The 20,494-nt window shown below is 59.4% G+C and carries 16 protein-coding genes; 9 read left to right on the top strand and 7 right to left on the bottom strand.

Translation table 11 applies throughout. The features are described 5' to 3' along the window. Positions 1–78: 78 nt before the first annotated feature. From minD to JFT63_RS00520, 6 genes are all read left to right on the top strand, one after another. Positions 79–891, top strand: a complete 813-nt coding sequence (gene minD, locus JFT63_RS00545) for a septum site-determining protein MinD (protein ID WP_003192835.1) — start codon at positions 79–81, stop codon at positions 889–891. A 3-nt stretch (positions 892–894) separates the two neighbouring features. Beyond that, positions 895–1,149, top strand: coding sequence for a cell division topological specificity factor MinE (gene minE / locus JFT63_RS00540; protein WP_003175252.1), 255 nt, complete (start codon positions 895–897; stop codon positions 1,147–1,149). Positions 1,150–1,351: 202 nt separating this feature from the next. Beyond that, positions 1,352–1,987 carry an RluA family pseudouridine synthase gene (locus JFT63_RS00535; protein ID WP_057700864.1) on the top strand — a complete coding sequence of 212 codons (636 nt, stop codon included), beginning with the start codon at positions 1,352–1,354 and terminating at the stop codon, positions 1,985–1,987. A 195-nt stretch (positions 1,988–2,182) separates the two neighbouring features. Then, positions 2,183–3,472: a M18 family aminopeptidase gene (locus JFT63_RS00530; protein ID WP_057700865.1), complete on the top strand. Its 1,290-nt coding sequence runs from the start codon at positions 2,183–2,185 to the stop codon at positions 3,470–3,472. A 191-nt stretch (positions 3,473–3,663) separates the two neighbouring features. Then, positions 3,664–3,840 carry a hypothetical protein gene (locus tag JFT63_RS00525; RefSeq protein WP_198708147.1) on the top strand — a complete coding sequence of 59 codons (177 nt, stop codon included), beginning with the start codon at positions 3,664–3,666 and terminating at the stop codon, positions 3,838–3,840. Between the two features lie 72 nt (positions 3,841–3,912). Beyond that, on the top strand, positions 3,913–6,090 hold the full coding sequence (locus tag JFT63_RS00520; protein ID WP_057700866.1) for a mechanosensitive ion channel family protein: 2,178 nt from the start codon (positions 3,913–3,915) through the stop codon (positions 6,088–6,090). A 114-nt stretch (positions 6,091–6,204) separates the two neighbouring features. On the opposite strand, the gene JFT63_RS00515 is transcribed toward JFT63_RS00520, so the two are convergent. From JFT63_RS00515 to JFT63_RS00495, 5 genes are all read right to left on the bottom strand, one after another. Continuing rightward, positions 6,205–6,429 carry an MbtH family protein gene (locus JFT63_RS00515; protein ID WP_049712200.1) on the bottom strand — a complete coding sequence of 75 codons (225 nt, stop codon included), beginning with the start codon at positions 6,427–6,429 and terminating at the stop codon, positions 6,205–6,207. Positions 6,430–6,511: 82 nt separating this feature from the next. Next, a complete protein-coding gene (locus JFT63_RS00510; RefSeq protein ID WP_057700867.1) occupies positions 6,512–7,909 on the bottom strand; it encodes an aspartate aminotransferase family protein in 1,398 nt (465 codons plus the stop codon). 271 nt (positions 7,910–8,180) lie between these two features. Next, on the bottom strand, positions 8,181–8,948 hold the full coding sequence (locus JFT63_RS00505; protein ID WP_057700868.1) for an N-acetylmuramoyl-L-alanine amidase: 768 nt from the start codon (positions 8,946–8,948) through the stop codon (positions 8,181–8,183). Between the two features lie 123 nt (positions 8,949–9,071). Further along, the gene (locus tag JFT63_RS00500; RefSeq protein WP_057700869.1) at positions 9,072–10,391 is read right to left on the bottom strand and encodes an ATP-binding protein; all 1,320 of its coding nucleotides are present in this window, start codon (positions 10,389–10,391) and stop codon (positions 9,072–9,074) included. Beyond that, entirely contained in the window at positions 10,391–11,071 is a 681-nt protein-coding gene (locus tag JFT63_RS00495; protein ID WP_057700870.1) for a response regulator, read from the bottom strand. Before JFT63_RS00495 ends, JFT63_RS00500 begins: the two co-directional genes overlap by 1 nt. 444 nt (positions 11,072–11,515) lie before the next feature. Between JFT63_RS00495 and dsbD the strand changes: the two genes are divergently transcribed. Genes dsbD through dsbG form a run of 3 tightly spaced genes read left to right on the top strand, consistent with a single transcriptional unit; the run spans position 11,516 to position 14,825 of the window. After that, positions 11,516–13,243, top strand: a complete 1,728-nt coding sequence (gene dsbD / locus JFT63_RS00490) for a protein-disulfide reductase DsbD (RefSeq protein ID WP_198843180.1) — start codon at positions 11,516–11,518, stop codon at positions 13,241–13,243. Further along, positions 13,243–14,088, top strand: a complete 846-nt coding sequence (locus JFT63_RS00485; protein WP_057700872.1) for a TlpA disulfide reductase family protein — start codon at positions 13,243–13,245, stop codon at positions 14,086–14,088. Before dsbD ends, JFT63_RS00485 begins: the two co-directional genes overlap by 1 nt. Then, a complete protein-coding gene (gene dsbG, locus JFT63_RS00480; RefSeq protein WP_198843179.1) occupies positions 14,064–14,825 on the top strand; it encodes a thiol:disulfide interchange protein DsbG in 762 nt (253 codons plus the stop codon). The genes JFT63_RS00485 and dsbG overlap by 25 nt, the downstream gene beginning before the upstream one ends. A gap of 63 nt (positions 14,826–14,888) precedes the next feature. Here dsbG and JFT63_RS00475 read toward each other — a convergent pair whose 3' ends face one another. Continuing rightward, positions 14,889–17,495, bottom strand: a complete 2,607-nt coding sequence (locus JFT63_RS00475; RefSeq protein ID WP_198843178.1) for a hypothetical protein — start codon at positions 17,493–17,495, stop codon at positions 14,889–14,891. 275 nt (positions 17,496–17,770) lie between these two features. Beyond that, a complete protein-coding gene (locus JFT63_RS00470) occupies positions 17,771–20,479 on the bottom strand; it encodes a hypothetical protein (RefSeq protein ID WP_198843177.1) in 2,709 nt (902 codons plus the stop codon). Between the last annotated feature and the right edge of the window lie 15 nt (positions 20,480–20,494).

Here is a 20,494-nt window from a genome sequence, read left to right as displayed (position 1 = left end):
AAGGCTGTCCGCCTGCAGCGAGTTTCAAGAGATGTTTTTCAGGGACCGAAAGTCCTTTTTCCTTAGGGGTGAAACACCTTGGCCAAGATTCTCGTGGTTACATCCGGCAAGGGTGGTGTGGGTAAGACCACCACCAGCGCCGCTATCGGTACCGGCCTCGCTCTGCGCGGCCACAAGACAGTCATCGTCGACTTCGACGTCGGTTTGCGTAACCTCGACCTGATCATGGGCTGCGAACGCCGCGTGGTGTACGACTTCGTCAACGTGGTGAACGGCGAAGCCAACCTGCAACAGGCCCTGATCAAGGACAAGCGCCTTGAGAACCTGTATGTACTGGCCGCCAGCCAGACCCGCGACAAAGACGCGCTGACCAAGGAAGGCGTGGGCAAGGTTCTGGCCGAGCTCAAGGAAACCTTCGAATACGTGGTGTGCGATTCCCCGGCCGGTATCGAAACCGGTGCTCACCTGGCGATGTACTTCGCCGATGAAGCCATCGTGGTGACCAACCCGGAAGTCTCCTCGGTACGTGACTCGGACCGTATGCTGGGCCTCTTGGCCAGCAAGTCCAAGCGCGCCGAAGAAGGCCAGGACCCGATCAAGGAACACCTGCTGCTCACTCGCTACAACCCGGAGCGCGTCAACAATGGCGAAATGCTCGGCGTTGAAGACGTGAAGGAAATCCTCGCCGTCACCCTGCTGGGCGTGATTCCGGAATCCCAGGCCGTCCTGAAGGCATCCAACCAGGGCGTGCCGGTGATTCTTGACGACCAGAGCGACGCCGGCCAGGCGTACAGCGATGCAGTCGATCGCTTGCTGGGCAAGACCGTGGAACACCGCTTCCTCGATGTTAAGAAGAAGGGATTCTTCGAGCGTATCTTTGGAGGCAACTAAACAATGAAATTTCTCGACTTCTTTCGCGCCAACAAAAAGCCAAGTACCGCGTCGGTAGCGAAAGAGCGTCTACAGATCATCGTGGCGCACGAACGCGGCCAACGCAGCACGCCGGATTACCTGCCAGCCTTGCAGAAGGAACTGGTCGAGGTGATCCGCAAGTACGTCAATATCGGCAACGATGACGTGCATGTCGCTCTGGAAAATGACGGCAGCTGCTCGATTCTGGAACTCAATATCACCCTGCCCGATCGTTGATCGAAAGGGCGGTCGCCACGGCGGCTCCGCTACCTGGCCCCTGTACTGCTGTAGGAGCGAGCTTGCTCGCGAAGAACCTGAGAACACCGCGTTTCACCTGAATGAACGCGGTGCCGATGAGTTCTTCGCGAGCAAGCTCGCTCCTACAGGGTGAGGGGGCAGTCAGTGGAGCCGCCGTTGGCGTTTGTTACGAGGCTGTTTAATGCCGCTGTCCAATATCCACATCCTGCATCAGGACGACGCCGTCCTGGTGGTGAACAAGCCGACCCTGCTGCTTTCGGTGCCTGGTCGTGCCGACGACAACAAGGATTGCCTGATCACCCGCCTGCAGGAAAACGGCTACCCCGAAGCCCGCATCGTCCATCGCCTGGACTGGGAAACCTCAGGGATCATCCTTCTGGCCCGGGACGCGGATACCCACCGCGAACTGTCCCGCCAGTTTCACGACCGTGAAACCGAAAAGGCCTACACCGCCCTGGCCTGGGGCCAACCGGCACTGGACAGCGGCAGTATCGACCTGCCCCTGCGCTATGACCCGCCGACCAAGCCCCGCCACGTGGTCGACCATGAGTTCGGCAAACATGCACTGACCTTCTGGAAAGTACTGGAGCGTTGCGGCGACTGGTGCCGCGTGGAGTTGACACCGATCACCGGGCGTTCGCACCAGTTGCGCGTGCATATGTTGTCCATCGGGCATCCGTTGCTGGGTGATGGTTTGTATGCCCATGAACAAGCCCTGACCGCATGGCCACGCCTGTGCCTGCACGCAAGCATGTTGAGCTTCACCCATCCGCAAAGCGGCGAGCGCCTGCGCTTCGAGTGCCCAGCCCCTTTTTGAAGGGCTGATGCGGTCAAATGTGGGAGCTGGCTTGCCTGCGATATCGGCGTGCCAGCCACTACATCTGGCACAGAAAGACCGCTATCGCAGGCAAGCCAGCTCCCACAGGGTTTGGTGTGGTTCTCGGCCATGCACGCTCACTCCAAATATCTGGCCAATACGGTAAACTCTCGCCACTGCTGTCTGGAGCTAATTATGCGCGAAGCGTTGAATCAAGGCCTGATCGACTTCCTCAAGGCCTCCCCTACTCCTTTTCATGCCACAGCCGCCCTCGCCCAGCGCCTGGAAGCGGCCGGTTACCAGCGGCTCGACGAGCGCGACACCTGGGCCACCGAGGCCAACGGTCGCTACTACGTGACCCGCAACGACTCCTCGATCATCGCCTTCAAGCTCGGCCGCCACTCGCCGCTGCTGGGCGGCATCCGCCTGGTTGGCGCCCACACCGACAGCCCGTGCCTGCGGGTCAAACCTCAGCCTGAGCTGCAAAGGCAGGGGTTCTGGCAGTTGGGCGTGGAAGTCTACGGCGGCGCACTGCTGGCGCCGTGGTTCGACCGCGACCTGTCGCTGGCCGGCCGCGTCACCTTCCGCCGCGACGGCAAGGTCGAAAGCCAACTGATCGACTTCAAGCTGCCGATCGCCATCATCCCCAACCTGGCCATTCACTTGAACCGTGAGGCCAACCAGGGTTGGGCGATCAATGCCCAGACCGAGCTGCCGCCGATCCTTGCGCAATTTGCCGGTGACGAGCGCGTAGACTTTCGCGCCGTGCTCACCGAGCAGCTGGCCCGCGAGCATGGGCTGAACGCCGATGTGGTGCTCGACTACGAGCTGAGCTTCTACGACACCCAAAGCGCGGCAGTTATCGGCCTCAATGGCGACTTCATCGCAGGGGCGCGCCTGGACAACCTGCTGTCGTGCTACGCCGGCCTGCAAGCCCTGCTGACCAGCGAGACCGACGAAACCTGTGTGCTGGTGTGCAACGACCACGAAGAAGTCGGCTCCTGCTCGGCCTGTGGCGCCGATGGCCCGATGCTGGAACAGACCCTGCGCCGCCTGTTGCCTGAAGGTGATGAATTCGTACGCACCATTCAGAAATCACTGCTGGTATCGGCGGACAACGCCCACGGCGTGCACCCTAACTACGCCGAGAAGCACGACGCCAACCACGGCCCGAAACTCAATGCCGGCCCGGTGATCAAGGTCAACAGCAACCAGCGTTACGCCACCAACAGCGAAACCGCCGGGTTCTTCCGTCATCTGTGCATGGCCGAGGAAGTGCCGGTACAGAGCTTTGTGGTGCGCAGCGACATGGGCTGCGGTTCGACCATCGGTCCCATCACCGCCAGCCACCTGGGCGTACGCACCGTGGATATCGGCTTGCCGACCTTTGCCATGCACTCGATCCGCGAGCTGTGCGGCAGCCATGACCTGGCACATCTGGTGAAGGTGTTGGGTGCGTTCTACGCCAGTCGCGATTTACCCTGAGACCGAGGCGCGCCCATCGCGGGCAAGCCCGCTCCCGCATTTGATCTGTGAATGCATTTCAGTGTGGGAGCGGGCTTGCCCGCGATGGGTTTCCAAACAGATATAAGGCTATCTGACTCACATCAACTGCACTTCTGCCAATCCGGCCTAGACTTGTCAGAACTTCCAGTCCGACAAGGCCGCCCCTCGCCATGATCTCAATGTCCTCCTTCCACTCCATGCTCATCCCCATCGTGATCGGCATGATCATGCTCGCGGTCGGCTTCAACTTTCGCGACAAGCCCCTCGGCGTATTCGGCATGTGGATTGGTATGCTGTTGATCCTGGGCACCGTGGTCTACAAAATCCTCGCCAAGCTGGCGCAATGACAAATGCGCTCGCATTGGGCATAGCGGCCTCGTACACTCGGTCAATTCGTCGTTTTCAAGGTTGACCGCCTCGTGCTTTCCCGTCTGTTTGCCCTGCCCTGCTACCTGCTGATCGCCCTGCTCACGCTGCTGCCGCTGTCATCCGCCCAAGCCGTCGGCTTGCCCGGGATGCTGGGCGGTTCCAGCAAGACCCAACCCCAGGCCGAAGTGCCCCTGGGGCAGTCGCTGGACGAGGTGATCAAGACCCTCGAAAACGACCAACAGCGCACCCAACTGCTGAGCGACCTGAAGAAGCTGCGCGCCGCCACGCAAAAGGCCCAACCCGCTGCCGAACAAGGTGTGCTCGGGCTGATCGGCAGCACGCTGTCGGGCTTTGAACAGCAGTTTTCCGGTGCCGACAGCCCGTTGGGGCGCTGGTCCAATGAAGTCGACCTGGCCAAGGACGAACTGGGCGCGCTGATGCTGCCGGCCAGCGAGTGGCTGCCGATCATCTTCGGCTTTGCCGTGATCCTGGCGGTGTGGAGCCTGCTGGCCGCCGCGCTGATCTGGCTCAGCCACCGGGTGCGTGAGCGCTTCGGCCTACCCGAAGAGTTACCGCAACACCCGCGCACCTGGGACATGCTGCGCTTTGCCCTGCGCAAGCTGGGCCCCTGGTTGATCGCCCTGGTGATCACGGTTTACCTGAGCTACGCCCTGCCTTCCTCCCTGGGCAAATCCTTGGCGATGGTGCTGGCCTATGCCCTGGTCGTGGGCACCTGTTTCTCGGCAATCTGCGTGATTGCCTTCTCCGTGCTCGACGGCCCGCACCGCCACCGCGCGCTGTATATCCTGCGCCACCAGGCGTTCCGTCCGCTGTGGTGGATCGGCAGTTTTGCCGCCTTCGGTGAAGCCTTGAGCGATCCGCGCCTGGTCGAGGCGCTTGGCCAACACCTGGCCCACACCGCCGCGACGGTCGCCAATGTAATGGCGGCGCTGTCCACCGGCGTGTTTATCCTGCGTTTCCGCCGACCGATTGCGCATTTGATCCGCAACCAGCCGCTGTCGCGCCGCCTGACCCGCCGCGCCCTCACCGACACGCTGTCGATCATCGGCACCTTCTGGTACATCCCGGCTCTGCTGCTGGTGGGCATCTCACTGTTCGCCACCTTCCTGTCGGCCGGCGACACCAGCACCGCCCTGCGCCAGTCGCTGCTGTGCACGGTGTTGCTGGTGTTGTGCATGGTGATCAACGGCCTGGTGCGCCGCCACGCTCTCAAGCCGCAACGCGGGCACAAACGCCACGCACTGTACTCAGAACGCCTCAAAGGCTTTGTCTACACCCTGGTGCACCTGGTGGTGTGGCTGGTGTTTATCGAATTGGGACTGCGGGTCTGGGGCCTGTCGATGATTCGCTTTACTGAAGGTGAAGGTCATGAAATAGCCGTGAAGCTGTTCGGCCTCGGTGGGACCTTGTTGTTTGCCTGGCTGATCTGGATCCTCAGCGACACCGCGATTCACCACGCCCTGACCCGCTCGCGCAAAGGCCTGGCCAACGCGCGTGCGCAAACCATGATGCCGCTGATCCGCAACGTGCTGTTCGTGACCATCTTCATCATCGCCGCCATCGTGGCGCTGGCGAACATGGGCATGAACGTCACGCCGCTGCTGGCCGGTGCGGGTGTGATCGGTATCGCCATCGGTTTTGGTGCGCAATCGCTGGTAGCCGACTTGATCACCGGCTTGTTCATCATCATCGAAGACTCCCTGGCCATCGACGACTACGTGGACGTCGGCGGCCACCTCGGCACGGTGGAAGGCCTGACCATCCGCACCGTGCGCCTGCGCGATATCGACGGCATTGTGCACACCATCCCGTTCAGTGAAATCAAGAGCATCAAGAACTACTCCCGGGAGTTCGGCTACGCGATCTTCCGGGTGGCGATCCCCTACAACATGGAAATCGACGACGCGATCAAGCTAATGCGCGATGTCGGCCACGCCATGCGCAACGACCCATTGCAGCGCCGCAACATTTGGTCGCCGCTGGAGATCCAGGGCGTGGAAAGCTTCGAATCCGGCAGCGCAATCCTGCGCGCACGCTTCAAGACCGCGCCGATCAAACAATGGGAAGTCTCACGAGCGTTCAACCTCTCGCTCAAGCGCCACCTGGATGAAGCCGGACTCGACCTGGCAACGCCGCGCTTGAGTGTGCAGGTCGTGACGGCAGGCAGCGTGCAGGAAAAGGACCCGCAACCCAACACAACGCTGTAGCCCCACCGGTAATTACGATACGAAGCGAGCCGCTCTTGATCTGCTTTTGATCTTGGGCGGCTCGGCAGGACGCCATCGGGGGCAAGCCCCCTCCCACATTGGCTCAATGGTGAATCAGTTAGTCAGTGCGGCGCCGTCCATCTTCTGGCGCAAGCTCAACGGCCGCATATCCGTCCACACTTCCTCGATATAGGCCAGGCACTCCTTCTTCATCCCGCTCTTGCCCACAGTACGCCAACCCTCCGGCACAGCCTTATAGTCAGGCCAGATCGAATACTGCTCTTCATGGTTGACCACTACCTGAAACAGGATATCGTCGCGGTCAAATACTGAGGTCATTGCTGTTCTCCATCGCTCAAAGGCTGGCTGCGCACCACGCGCAGCGCTGATATCTGTAAAAACGTACCAGGCATCGAAAAAATTAGACGCCGGCCACCGCCGCTGCCAAAGCGCGCCCGAAGATCTCGGCCACCTGGTCGACTTCCGCCGCGGTAATCACCAGCGGCGGCAGAAAACGAACCACGCCGCCATGGCGCCCGCCCATCTCCAGGATCAACCCGCGCTTGAGGCACTCACGCTGCACCAGCGGCGCCAACAGGCGATGCACCGGCGGGTGACCCTGGCTATCTAGCGGGCCCGTCGGATCCACCAGTTCCACCCCCAGCATCAGCCCACGGCCCCGGATATCTCCCAACTGCGGGAAGTCGCGCTGCAGGATGCGCAGGTGCTCACACAGGCGCTCGCCCATGGCCGCCGCATGACCGGCCAGGTCGTGATCCTTGAGGTAGCGCATCACTGCCGAACCTGCCGCCATTGCCATCTGGTTGCCGCGGAACGTCCCGGCATGGGCGCCTGGCAGCCAGGTGTCGAGCCAGTCGCGATACACCACTACCGCCAGCGGCAGGCTGCCGCCAATGGCCTTGGACATCACCACCACATCCGGAATGATGCCGGCGTGTTCGAAGGCAAACATCTTGCCGGTGCGCCCAAAGCCGCTCTGGATTTCATCGACGATCAGCGCCACTCCCGCTTGCGCGGTGATACGCCTTAAGCCACGCAGCCAGTCGAGGTCGGCAGGGATCACGCCGCCCTCTCCCTGAATCACTTCAACAATCACCGCCGCCGGCAGCACTACCCCGGCTTCGGGATCGCTGAGCAGGTTTTCCAGGTAATGCAGGTTGGCCCGCACACCTTGGGCGCCGCCCAGTCCGAACGGGCAACGGTAGTCATACGGAAACGGCAGGAACTGCACGCCATTGCCCAGCAACGCCCCCAGCGGTTTCTTCGGCCCCAGGCTGCCCATCAGGCTCAACGCGCCCTGGCTCATGCCGTGGTAAGCCCCCTGGAACGACAGCACAGTGCTGCGCCCGGTGGCGGTGCGCACCAGCTTCAATGCAGCCTCCACCGCATCGGTGCCGGTGGGGCCGCAGAACTGGATTTTCGCTTCCCGCGCCAACTCCGACGGCAACAAGCCGAACAGGTCCTGCACGAACTGATCCTTGACCGGCGTGGTCAGGTCCAGGGTGTGCAGCGGCAGCTCATCGCTCAGCACCTGCTGGATGGCCTGGATCACCACCGGGTGGTTATGCCCCAGCGCCAGGGTGCCGGCGCCGGCCAGGCAGTCGATGAAACGACGCCCTTCGACGTCCTCCACATACAGGCCCTTGGCGCGCTTGAGCGCCAGGGGGATACGCCGCGGGTAGCTGCGGGCGTTGGACTCCTGCTGGCGCTGGCGGGCCAGCAGCGGACTTTCGTCGAACTGGTAGAGCGTTTCCGCAGGCGCCAGGGCGTCTTCGATACGGCTGGTAGCGACTGACATCTCTCGATCCCTCAATACGCTGATGATGACCAAACTGCCGATCCGTTGGCGGCTGGCCCAAGGGCATGCGCACGGATTTCCTGTTGTGGAAACGCATCAGCGGGAAAAGGATTTAGGGGACAAGGGCTGTTAACTGATGAATGAAGATCCAATTGTAGGAGCGAGCTTGCTCGCGAAAAACTCCCCGGCGCCGCGTTTATCCAGAAAGCCCGCGGTATCGTTGACGTTTTTCGCGAGCAAGCTCGCTCCTACCTTTGAACAGTGCTCGGTATTAAATCCCGCGGTATTTTTCGTTCAGGGCATACAAGATCGCGCAGGTCTCTGCATCCAGGAACCCGCAATAATCCCTGGCCCGAAAGTGCATCTGGAACGCTCGGGTGCGCTGTTCAAAAGCCCGGCGATTCTGCGCCGGCTTATAGCCGTAGCGCTGAAACGCCCGCTCCACCTCGACCTCTGGCGGCAAAGCGACGCAAAAGCGGCGCTGGTACATTGCTCGTGCTGGCTCATCAAACCAGGCCCCAATCCCGGCCTCATGCAGAACACGCCAGGGCAGCCGAGGCCCCGGGTCGCTCTTGCGCCAATAGGCCACATCCGAATGCCCGAGCAGGTCAGTCGGGCCGACCTGCGGATAACGAGCAAGCACGTCGCGAACCAACGCAATCAGCACGTCGATCTGTGCTTCGGGGTATTCAGGAAAGGTAAATACCCCGGCGTCATACCGCGCCAGGTTGACGATTTCAACGCCAATCGAGCGGCTATTGAGGTCGTCTCTCCCCGCCCAATGGCTTACCCCCGCGTGCCAGGCGCGCTTGTCTTCATCCACCAGGCGAAACACGCGCAGCTCTTCATAACCCGCGGCGCGGTAGCTGGGTTCATCGGGATCGGGCAGTAGATAGTGGGCGCTGACGCCGTGGTGCGTGAGGGTACGCAGGGACGACGCAAAAGGCGCCGCAGTGTAATGCAGAACAACCTGCTGCACGGGCTCGCCCGCGCGCTCATTGAAATCCCTGGCAGGGAAACTGGTGTCGATCACCAACATAAGAACCGTCCTTTTCATTTCAGGCCGAATCATTCGGCCCGTTCAAGCGCAAAAAAATTACCGCCATCCTGAAGGGTTGAATGTCAGGCGGGCGGTAATTACTTGGCACATGAAAAGCAAGGTTCAGCGGCGCAGCGGCATACCCAGCTCAACCCGCAAGCCGTCCGGCTGGCTGTCGAACGTCAGCGAGCAGGCGCAGCGCTGCACAATCGCCTGGACGATCGCCAGGCCCAGGCCGCAGCCTTCGCTGTTGCCATTACGCCAGAAGCGCTGGGTAAGGTATTGCAGGTCTTCACTGGAGATCTGCTTGCCATGGTCACGCACGCGAAACACCACGTGATCAGCGTGGCTGGACACGTTCAGTTCCACGCGGCTATCGGCCGGGGTATGGCGCAAGGCGTTATCCAATAGATTACGCAAGGCCGCGACGGCCAGGCCCACGGGCATTTCCAGCGGTGTACCGGCTAGATCATCGGCCAACACCAGGTCGATCCGACGATTATCACCGGCGTTGGCGTCCTGGATCGCCAACCGGGCGACTTCTTCGGCACTGGACTGCAAACCATCGTCAAATGACAAGCTGCCTTCCACCCGCGCCAGCAACAACAATTGCTCCAGGGTGCGATGCAAGCGATCGGCGCCCTCCTCGGCGTGCGCCAGGGACTGGTCGCGCGCCGCGCCTTCGGTCATACGCGCCACTTGCAGGTGGGTCTTGATGGCCGTCAGCGGGCTGCGCAGTTCATGGGCGGCGTCACCGGTCAGGCGGCGCTCACGCTCGATGGTCTTGGCAATGCGCTGCAACAGTTGGTTCTGGGTGTCGAGCAACGGCTTGAGCTCGCTGGGCAACGGATGAATCTGCAAGGGTTCAAGAGAGTCGGCGCTACGGCGCATCAAGGCATCACGCATACGATTGAGCGGAACCAGGCTTTGACCAATGCCCAGCCACAACAGGCACAGGCAACCGAGCAACGCCACGCCGACCGGTACCGAAGCCGCCAGCAGGATCGACAGGTTAAGCGCTTCACGCTCTACCTGGCGGTCGGCGGTGGTAATCAGCAGGTCGCCCCGAGACAGGGTGAAACTGCGCCAACCCACGCCGTCGATCATCTGGTCGCGAAAGCCGCTGCGGCGCGACTCAAGCCCTTCATCCGGGGTGGTATGGCTGCGGGCCAGGATCTCGCCGCGCAAGGAACTGACCTGGCAAGCCATGCCCCCCGGCACATTCAACTGTTCGGTGCGCAAATGCGCGCCGCCGCTGACGCTGGCCAAACCCGGCATCTGCTCGGTGAGCCCAGCCACCATGCGCGCCGAGGCCACCAGCCGCTGGTCGAGGGAAAACATCATCTGGTTACGCAAATCGTTGAGCATCCAGGCGGCCGCCAGCACCCAGATCAGCACAAAAGCGGCGCCCAGCTTGAATGTCAGGCGCAGGCGCAAGCTCATCACTGAGTGTTTTCTCCAGCATCAGCCGGGCCCAGGCGATAGCCCAGGCCCCTGACGGTCTCGACGATGCCATTGCCCAACTTGCGCCGCAGGTGATGGATATGCACGTTGAGCGCGTTGCTTTCCAGCTCATCGCTGAACCCGTAGACGCTGTCCTTGAGCTGCTCGCTGGACAACACGCGGCCCTTGTTGTGCAGCAGCGCCTGCAACAGCGCTTGCTCACGACGGGACAGGTCCACCGGCTCGCCGCCCAGGAAGGTCTCGCGGCTGCTGGGGTCGTAGGCCAGGCGGCCGTGTTCGATCAGGTTGACGCTGCGCCCCGCCACTCGGCGCAACAGGGTTTGCAGGCGAGCGGCGAGTTCGCGCAGGTCGAAGGGCTTGAGCAGGTAGTCATCGGCGCCGGCTTGCAGGCCGTCGACGCGGTTGGTTACCGAGTCTCGTGCGGTAAGGATCAGCACGGGAATTTCCAGGCCCTGGCTGCGCTGTTGTTGCAGCAGCTTGAGGCCATCTTCGTCAGGCAGGCCGAGATCGAGCACCATGATGTCGAACGCCGCGGCCTTGAGCATCGCCCTGGCGGCTGCGGCCGTGGCCACGCGCTCGACCGTAAAGCCCTGGGCACCGAGGCCGGCCACGATACCGCTGGCGATCAGTTCGTCGTCTTCACAGACCAGTACGTGCATGCTGAACCCTTCATGAAAGATGGGGTGATTAGAAAAGGGGCAGATTAAGCGCGCATTATGCCGCTAAAGTTCGCAACATCAGATTATCCCTACACTCTAGGGGGCGTTCTCAATTAGTTTCCCCGTCGCGCCGGGTCTGCTGTTGTGCAGGGCAAGGCGCGAGAAGCGTGGTTTGGTCATTCCAAATAAGCTTCGAGCAACGCAGCCCTGCACAACAGCAGGCCCGGCCCTTCGGGTTGTGCCTTAAAGCGGGCCAGCCTGCGTTGCAGGCCTTGGAAAGGGAACAACCATTCCCTGCGGCCTGCGCCTTGCCTGGCCCGCTTTAAGGCGACAACGCGGCGGGGAAACTAATTGAGAACGCCCCCTAGAATAGCGTCCGGTTAATCATCGGTTAATCAACGCCACACATTGTGTGCCTCACTTGCATCGAACTAAGGCTTGACCATGCGGCATCTGTTTACCTTTCTGCTGGTGTTGTTCGCGGGATTCGCCCAGGCAGCGCCGGGCAACCCCTTCGAAACCAAACCCGATTTCCTCCCGGTGGGCAAGGCCTTCACCTTTACCTCCGAACGCCTTGAAAGTGGCGAAACCCAGCTGTATTGGCAGATTGCCGACGGTTACTACCTGTACCAGCAACGCATGAAGTTCGACGGTTTGGCCGAACAACCCGTGTTGCCCGAGGGTGAAGCCCATAGCGACGAGTTCTTCGGCGAACAGCAAGTGTACCGCCAGGGCCTGGAAGTGAAGATCCCGGCCGGCGCCACCGGCAACGTCAAGCTGGGTTGGCAGGGCTGTGCCGATGCGGGCCTGTGCTATCCACCGCAGTCGATCACTGTGGACCTGGGTGGCAACCCGGCCGTAGCCGCTACCGCGCAGGCCCAGGACCAAAGCCTGGCCAGCGGCCTGCAGCAACGCAGCCTGGGCTGGAGCCTATTGATCTTTTTCGGTCTGGGCCTGCTGCTGGCGTTCGCGCCGTGCTCGCTGCCGATGCTGCCGATTCTCGCCGGCCTGGTGGTCGGTAGCGGCGCCAGCCCGCGTCGCGGCTTTGCCCTGGCCGGCAGCTACGTGGTGTGCATGGCGCTGGTGTATGCCGCCCTGGGTGTGATGGCCGCGCTACTCGGCGCCAACCTCGCCGCGCTTTTGCAAACCCCGTGGATCCTCGGCAGCTTTGCGGCGTTGTTCGTGCTGCTCGCTCTGCCGATGTTCGGCTTCTTTGAGCTGCAACTGCCCGCCTTCCTGCGTGACCGTCTCGATAACGTCAGCCGCCAGCAAAGCGGTGGCAGCCTGGTGGGCGCCGGTATTCTCGGCGCGTTGTCCGGCCTGCTGGTGGGCCCGTGCATGACCGCGCCTTTGGCCGGCGCCCTGCTGTATATCGCCCAAAGCGGCAATGCGCTGCACGGCGGCCTGATCCTGTTCGCCATGGGCATCGGTATCGGCATTCCGTTGTTGCTGTTGGTCACTGTGGGCAACCGCTTCCTGCCCAAGCCGGGTACCTGGATGAACGTGCTCAAGGGCATCTTCGGCTTCCTGTTCCTGGGCACCGCGGTGCTGATGATTCGCCCGGTGGTCGGCGACAGCCTGTGGATCGGCCTGTGGGGTGCCCTGGCGCTGGTGATGGCTTACTGCGGCTGGACGCTGGCCCGTGAGTTCGGCCTGGCGGCCAAGGTGTTCGGCGCCGGTTCCCTGGTGCTGGGCCTGTGGGGCGCGGTGCTGGTGGTGGGCGCAGCCGGTGGCAGCGATGAACTGTGGCAACCCTTGAAGGTTTACAGCGGCTCAAAGGTCGCCGGTGCACCGAGCGCCCACGATGCCTTTACCACCATCAACGACCCGGCCGTGCTGCAAAGCCAACTCGACAGCGCCAAGGCCCAGGGCCAATGGGTGCTGCTGGACTACTACGCCGACTGGTGCGTGTCGTGCAAGATCATGGAAAAACAGGTATTCGGCAAACCCGAGGTAATGGACGCACTCAAAGACGTGCGCCTGCTGCGCCTGGACGTCACCGCCGACAACGCCGCCAGCCGCGAGCTGCTGGGCCGCTACAAGGTGCCGGGGCCACCGAGCTTCGTGTGGATCGGCCCGGACGGTGAAGAACGCCGTGCCCAACGCATCACCGGCGAAGTGGATGCCACCGCCTTCCTGCAACGCTGGACGCAAACCCGAGACGCGCGCTGATGTTGACCCTGACCATCGGCACCTTCGCCATCGCCCTGAATCACATCCTGCTGATCAGCGCACTGATTCTCGCCACTCTGGTGGGCTGGCGCGTGGCCAAGCGTGGCGGTGAAAACCCCGAATCGGTGTTGTTCAGCCTGTTCCTGCTGGGCATGTTGGCCGCGCGCATCAGCTTCGTGCTGATGTACTGGAGTTATTACAGCAACGACTGGGTCGAGATGGTCGACTTGCGTGACGGTGGTTTCCTCGCCTGGCCCGGCATCATCGCGCTGGTGCTCGGCGCACTGGTGTACGGCTGGCGTCGCCCCGCACTGCGCAAGCCGCTCAGCGCCGGGGTGATCACCGGCTTGTTGTTCTGGGGCATGGCCAGCCTGTCCCTGAGCCTGTATGAAAAAGGCACGCGCCTGCCGGACATCACCCTGCGCAACGCCAACGGCGAAGTGGTGCAACTGGCGGACTACCAGGGCGGCCCGCTGGTGATCAACCTGTGGGCCACCTGGTGCCCCCCGTGCCGGCGCGAAATGCCCGTGCTGGAAAACGCCCAGCGTATGCGCCCCGACGTGACCTTCCTGTTCGTCAACCAGGCCGAAAGCATGCAAAGCGTCAGCACCTACCTGGCCACTCAGGGCCTGAACCTGGACAACGTGCTGTTTGACGCCAGCGGCCGCCTCGGCCAGGCCGTGGGTTCCATGGCCCTGCCGACCACGCTGTTCTACCAAGCCGATGGGCGCCTGATCAACAGCCACCTGGGCGAACTCTCCGAAGCCAGCCTGGCCCGCGCCATGGAACCCTTCGATGACACCACGACAAGGAAACCGACATGCCTCGCCTCCGCCACCTGCTGACCCTGCTGCCCTTGACGCTCGCCGCCACCCTGGCCCAGGCCGAAGACTGGCCGGCGCCGATCAAACAGATCGAAGCCAAGGGCGCCAAAATCATCGGTAAATTCGATGCGCCCAGCGGCCTCACCGGCTACGCCGCCCAGTACCAGAACCGTGGCATGGCCCTGTACCTGACCGCCGACGGCAAAAACGTGATCGCCGGCAACCTGTACGACGCCCAGGGCAATGACCTGAGCACCGCCCCCCTGGAAAAACTGGTGTACGCGCCGATGGCCAAGGAAGTCTGGGCCAAGATGGAACACAGCAGCTGGATCCAGGACGGCGACAAAAACGCCCCGCGCACCGTGTACCTGTTCAGCGACCCCAACTGCCCGTACTGCAACATGTTCTGGGAACAGGCGCGGCCATGGGTAAAAGCCGGCAAGGTGCAACTGCGCCACATCATGGTCGGCATTATTCGCGAAGACAGCCCCGGCAAATCCGCCGCCCTGCTCGCTGCCAAAGACCCGCAAAAAGCCCTGCAAGACCACGAAGCGGCCGGCAAGGGCAGCAAGCTCAAGGCGTTGGAGAAGATACCGGCTGATGTCGAGGCCAAGCTCGATGCGAATATGAAGTTGATGGATGAACTGGAGTTGTCGGCGACGCCGGCGATTTTCTATCTGGATGACAAGGGTGGGTTGCAGCAGCAGCAAGGGGCGCCTTCGCCGGAGAAGTTGGTGAAGATTCTCGGGCCGAAATAAAGATTTTTCCTACAAAAAAGGCCTCCTGAATCGGAGGCCTTTTTTTGACTAGGCAACGTCTGATCAAATCTCCTTCACGGTGATACCTGTTACGTCGAAGTCATTTACCGGGTCGATGCCCATTTCCATATTATCCAGCGAAAGTCTCAAGGAACTTGAACTGGCCTGGAAGGTGCCTTTAAGCAATTCCCAGGCAGTGCCCGGCCGCGTTATCGAAGTAATGTCTACTCCTTGAACTACCAGTACCAACGCGGGCTTCCTACCGGTGCCTGGCGGATAACTGTCACGAATCCAGGCACTGAATTCGTACTGTTTCCCGACTTCCAACGCTGTAAAGTTCTTGAACATTTTCTCGCGCTGTGTAGCGGGATTAGTCGTATTGGTGTATCCCCAGTCTTCCCGATAATATCCATTCGCAAAATCAGGCGGCACTTGACCTTGTTTCAGCCTTAAATCTCTCGAATCGGTGGCTCCCGGGCCTCTTTGCCAGCTATTCCAGTCTTTTCCAGCAGGGTTGAAGTCCGTGTAGTCGTAAAACGCTTTACGAAACTCCAGGTGTAGGACCGGAAACTCAATCGCGCTGGCTTCATGCCCACCAATCTCTGCCGTGCACTTGAACACCACATCCAACGCGGTTCTATTACGCAACTTTTCCAGGTCCTCGCGCTTGAGCACCCGCAATATCCCATCGGCCACATCACCTGCGGTAATTGGCTCGTTGGGCATCACCCTAATAATGCAGGGGGAGCCATCTTCCTGAGTGCCTCGACACTCCAGCCATCCCACCTGGCCTGCCAGGATGAACCACCATTTTTCCACGGTGATATGAGCATCCCCTGTAAAGCTCCTCAGGTCCAAAATGCCCCCCTTGGTCGCCGGTGGCGTAGCCTCTGGCACAACGGGTGTCGGCAACCGGGTCGGCACACTGATCTTCAACGCAAGGGTCTTCGACGGCGCCAACTTACAAGTACTGGTCACTATGTAATGGATCAGGATGGTTTTACCTGCTGCCTGGATCACCGCCTCACGCGGGACCGCAAAATCCACATAGCCAGGATCGCTATTGCCCGGTTTTGATTCCAACGGCAGGCTCGTACCGTCCGGTTTGACCCACTTCACCTCGATCTCATGACTGGAGCTGACCCGCTCATACTCCACCCGCACCGTTACACCGTTCCGGCCATTCCAGATGGTCAGTTGATCATCCATCGCTTCACACACCCTTGGAGGCGGTAGTGTCAAAGCCTCTTGCTCGATGCTGAAAGTCCGAACAGGGAACTCCACGGCGCTTTCCAGCGCACACTGACCATCGAAGTTCGCCGCAAAATGCAGCTCAAACTCGCTGCAATCCGCCAGCTTTTGCAACTGGGTCCTGTCAATCGGCGTATCGACCCCATCGTGTAACCAGGCAGCATCAAGCGGCATGCCTTCCAACACATAAAAACAATAGTCGCTGCCATCCTCAAGCGTACCGGTCACCCACATCCAGCAGCAGTCCTGCTCAATGGCATAACTCCAAATGGGCACCACGCCCGTTGCGTCGCCGCGAAAGGTATTGAGGTCCAGACGGGTGCCTGTGGACTGTTCAATATTCGATTTCGGCAAGCCCGTGATGCCCAGCACTTTCACCCTGCGTTCGGGTGACGGCCATTGGCTGCCATCGCAACGCGTGACGTCGTACGTCAAGGTAATGGCTTGCTTAAAGTTGGCGCGAATCGCAGAAGGCGGTACCGCAAATACCAGGCTGGTTTCACCTTCAACCGGTTGGCGACACTCCAGCACCGGCGTTCCTGACCCCGGCGTCCCAGAAAAGCTCGGGCATACCGTGTCACCGGCGCACATGCCCTCATACCCCACTATGATATGCGCACCGTTAACCGTGTTTATGGGATTGACCACCCAACCGTCGAACTCGGTGTGTACTGCTTCCTTGAGGTCAGGTGGCGACAGTTCCAGGTGAGGCTCGGTGAGCAACGTCAACAGTAGCGAGGGGAACGATCTATAGGGAGTAGACCGGCTGAAGCGCACGGACGCCAAAATAAAAAGTTCGCTGTCATGTTTAAGTTGCTGGAACAACTCCCGAGGGATTGCCCGACGCCAGCCCAGGCGTATGTCTTCGTCAGTAACCGGTTCATCCTTGAATGGGTAGAGTCTGGCCTTGGACCCATCGGGATAGATGCCGCCTATATAGCACTCGATCGTCTGGATTGTGTCGGCAAATACCCAGGGAGGAAGGTAAAGAATCGGATCTTTACAGCACAACAAAGAAAGATCCAGCTTGCCATCGGTTGCTTTGAGAATTTGCACCTGAGGCAGGTTCGAGGGCAGGCTGATCCACACGTCAGCTTGTAAAGATGTTTGATTCTCACCGTCTCTAGTAACGGTGTACGTAAACAACACGAAGTTGTCCAACCACAATGCTATATATTCGGGTGGGATATAAACGCTAATACAACCTGCGTCGTCGCCATTGCGGGGTTCTATCGGCGGATAAGGGCTGCCTGCCAATGGCCAGTTCAGAGTGATGCGGTCAGTTTTCCGCATGTCGTCGTAGCAGATGCTGACGTTGCCTCCGTTTAGCAGCTTGAGTGAATCGACACGGCCATTTTCGTCAGCCTCAACCAGCGTTGGATTGGGCAAATCAAGAGCATCTTGTAGTAAGTTTGACATGGTGAGAGTTCCTTTTCATTAGGCTGGGAATGCCGACATATAGGTACTAGCCTTAATCGACACTGTGTCATCACATCGAAAAAGCCCTGATTTTTCTACTGTCAGAATTCACAGTTATCCCTGGACCAACGAAGTTCTCCAACCCACCGACTGCAACAACAGTAGGAACACCGTTGCCGGATAAACGGTGGAATAGGTTAGACCCCGTATGAATCAACCAATGAAAAACCCTCCCGCCAATGACGGGAGCGTTTTCAACCGGGTTTTTATCGAGTTTATAAGTCCTCGATCAAACAATCCGTCATCGCAAAGTCGTTACCGCTGGCTCCCGAACTGAGGTTAGATAAAATTTGCATCTGCATCGAAGAGCGGGAAGCGACGAAAACCAACTCTATTCTTTTCCAGGCCATGGCTGTGAACGTTGTTATCGCGCTAGCGTTACCTGCTTCAGTACGCAGATATAACTGTGGTGACGGGGGAGCTCCATTGTAGGTACAGCCGAGCATACTGAAGCGATAGCTACGCCCCACCTCAAGCCCAGTCAAATTTTTGTACAGAATGATGCCAGCGGTGCCCGTGTAGGCCGTGCCGTTGGAGATGCAGGGCTTACCAAAAAACGTGGCGCTTTTGTTTTCGCCTTGAGATGCCGATCCGTCTAGCCAGCCGTTTCGATTGCCGCCTGTAAACGGAGTGAAATCTCTGTACTGAGAGCGGAAATTCAGCCTTAACGACGGAAACTCGACCTCGTAACCTTGATCGGAACGAGGGTTTGGCCGGGCGAAAAATGTAAATGTTAGCGCAGAGTTATTCTTCAAAGCCGCCAAGTCAGATCGCTTCACGATATCTGATAATCCTGCGCTGGTATCTGTCACTGGCTTTTTCAGATACACATCAAAGGTGTAGAGACCACCGTTTTGTCGAGTGCCTTCCGCCCGCATCTTGCCTTTCTGCTGTAGCAGGATAAACCACCACTTCTCTACATCGATATCAGCGTTGCCAGCAAACGTACTTAGATTCAGAACACCATCCTGAGTAGCGATCGGGGTCGCTTGCCGTACCACAGGAGTCGGTAAACGATGGGGCACAAGGACTTTCAACAGCAGACTTTCGGACGTTTTAATCCCACAGCGGGTGGTCACTGTGTATTTGATTTCCACGGAGGTACCGATGGAAGCAATCACCGCTGACGCCGGCAAACGGAAGGTGACAGAGCCTGTTTTATCACCGGTTTGAGGATCCAACGGCCAACAATTGTTTTCATCATCCTTCCAGCAAAGCTCGATGGTTTGCCTGTCGCTCATACGTAGATAACTCACCACCACGTCTACGCCATCTCGCGCATTCCAGGGTTCCAATTCGTCGCCCTCAGCCTTGTCGACTTCGGGCGTGGGCAGCACCAGGTCTTCCTGGACGATATGGAATGTCGCCGCCGGAGCCTCGATAGCTTCTGATCGGTCAGAGGCCTCGCAGAAACTCACGGCAAAATGCAATTCAAAATCACTGCAATCAGCCAGTTGTTGCAGTTCGTCTCTCAAGATAAACGTCTCAACGCCTTTATTTTTCCAGTCCTCGGTAACAGGCGCCTTCGTCAAAATTTCCGATTGGTAGCTACTTCCGTCCTCATGTTCGCCGGTGATCCACATCCAGCAAAACGTTGAGCATGTGGCATAGTCGCCAATATGGACAAAAGCCGTTGCGTCCTCCGAGAAAATATTGAGGTTAACCTTGCCGTGAGTGGCCTCTGCAATTTCCGACTTGGAAAGTCTAGGCGTCAGCACATCGACCACCCGCTCCGGCGACTGAGGCTTTGGTCCCATCAGATTAGGAAATTGAACGGTATAGCTCAGCGTCATCGGCTTATTAAAGAAACAAGCAACCACACAGCGCGGTAACTTGACGGACGCCGGGTCCCCATCGTTTTTAATCTCTACACAACCCAGTAACTTCGATCCGTAGCCGGGACCGCTTACGTAGAAGCAGATCTGATCACCGGCATAAGTGTCCAGCTCCGGCGCATCTATATCTCCCCCGTTTTTAGTGAGCTCCGGGTTGAGGCACCACTTGTCATCGAAAAACGCAGATTGCCGCAAATGGGGCGGCTGCAAATTCTCCAGGCCTTGATCCCCAATGAAAGCAGCAGTACGACGATGTTGGATTTGAAGAGCGTTCCTGGGAAGACGGGTCTCTTCATCAGGATTTTCAACTTCAGCCGGCGGTTGGGGCTCCTCGCCACTGGTGATCCAGGCAGCCTGACAGGTAATTGATTCGTAGCGTGGTTTTTGACGTGCCAGCCAGCCACGAGGAATCGGAAATTCAAGTTTTTCGCCTGATGCTATATCTCCGAGCGTTAATGCATAGCCGTAAGCCACGATATAGAAAACGGGTCTTCCACTGAATTGCTCAAGAACGACACTGCAATAAATTTCATCTCCAACCTGAGCAAGTGGAGGAATCGGTATTTCAACTATCTCATCGCCTTTGTGATCGTGCATGTCATAGGTTGGCGTATTTTGGAATATCTTTTCATCTCTTAATCGAGGCGCCAGCGCTTTGCTTTGTTCTGCAGAGTAAAAAGTCACCCCCACTTCCTTGGTCAGTGAAACAGCGGGTTTACCGCTCACTGTGCCCTCGTACCATACGATCAGCGTGTACCCCATGGACATGGTCAGGTATTTGAGCGGAATCAGGATTTCCCTGGCACCCGGCTGCCCGCTTTGGTCGACAACATCATTTAATCGCAGCTCTGGTTTCTCCTTGATGCTGAACTTTAGGGTGATATCCGACCTGTCCATGCGTGGGTCGACAGTCAGGATTGAGTCCTTCTCCATCGCTTCTGGCGAAATCGTCCCGTGCAGCTCACTGGAGATGAGTGGCGCATCGACTTCCAGCGCCTGCGGCTGTGGCGCAATTGATTCAAGGGTTTGAGGCGCTGACGTATTGTCTTTACTTGAGGTGGTTTCAGGTGCGGATGTTTGCTTGGCCATTAACAGAACTCCGTG

The sequence above is a fragment of the Pseudomonas sp. MF7453 genome, assembly GCF_016405455.1.
Lineage (GTDB): Bacteria > Pseudomonadota > Gammaproteobacteria > Pseudomonadales > Pseudomonadaceae > Aquipseudomonas > Aquipseudomonas paralactis.
Note: the sequence above shows the minus strand (reverse complement) of the source record. Positions and strands in the feature narration are given on the sequence as shown.

What these genes read in the sequence shown, in the direction of transcription:
- minE (WP_003175252.1), top strand. Translation starts at nt 895, where the DNA reads ATGAAATTTCTCGACTTCTTTCGCGCCAACAAAAAGCCAAGTACCGCG.
- JFT63_RS00535 (WP_057700864.1), top strand. Translation starts at nt 1,352, where the DNA reads ATGCCGCTGTCCAATATCCACATCCTGCATCAGGACGACGCCGTCCTG.
- JFT63_RS00530 (WP_057700865.1), top strand. Translation starts at nt 2,183, where the DNA reads ATGCGCGAAGCGTTGAATCAAGGCCTGATCGACTTCCTCAAGGCCTCC.
- JFT63_RS00525 (WP_198708147.1), top strand. Translation starts at nt 3,664, where the DNA reads ATGATCTCAATGTCCTCCTTCCACTCCATGCTCATCCCCATCGTGATC.
- JFT63_RS00515 (WP_049712200.1), bottom strand. Translation starts at nt 6,429, where the DNA reads ATGACCTCAGTATTTGACCGCGACGATATCCTGTTTCAGGTAGTGGTC.
- JFT63_RS00510 (WP_057700867.1), bottom strand. Translation starts at nt 7,909, where the DNA reads ATGTCAGTCGCTACCAGCCGTATCGAAGACGCCCTGGCGCCTGCGGAA.
- JFT63_RS00505 (WP_057700868.1), bottom strand. Translation starts at nt 8,948, where the DNA reads ATGTTGGTGATCGACACCAGTTTCCCTGCCAGGGATTTCAATGAGCGC.
- JFT63_RS00500 (WP_057700869.1), bottom strand. Translation starts at nt 10,391, where the DNA reads ATGAGCTTGCGCCTGCGCCTGACATTCAAGCTGGGCGCCGCTTTTGTG.
- JFT63_RS00495 (WP_057700870.1), bottom strand. Translation starts at nt 11,071, where the DNA reads ATGCACGTACTGGTCTGTGAAGACGACGAACTGATCGCCAGCGGTATC.
- dsbD (WP_198843180.1), top strand. Translation starts at nt 11,516, where the DNA reads ATGCGGCATCTGTTTACCTTTCTGCTGGTGTTGTTCGCGGGATTCGCC.
- JFT63_RS00485 (WP_057700872.1), top strand. Translation starts at nt 13,243, where the DNA reads ATGTTGACCCTGACCATCGGCACCTTCGCCATCGCCCTGAATCACATC.
- dsbG (WP_198843179.1), top strand. Translation starts at nt 14,064, where the DNA reads ATGCCTCGCCTCCGCCACCTGCTGACCCTGCTGCCCTTGACGCTCGCC.
- JFT63_RS00475 (WP_198843178.1), bottom strand. Translation starts at nt 17,495, where the DNA reads ATGTCAAACTTACTACAAGATGCTCTTGATTTGCCCAATCCAACGCTG.
- JFT63_RS00470 (WP_198843177.1), bottom strand. Translation starts at nt 20,479, where the DNA reads ATGGCCAAGCAAACATCCGCACCTGAAACCACCTCAAGTAAAGACAAT.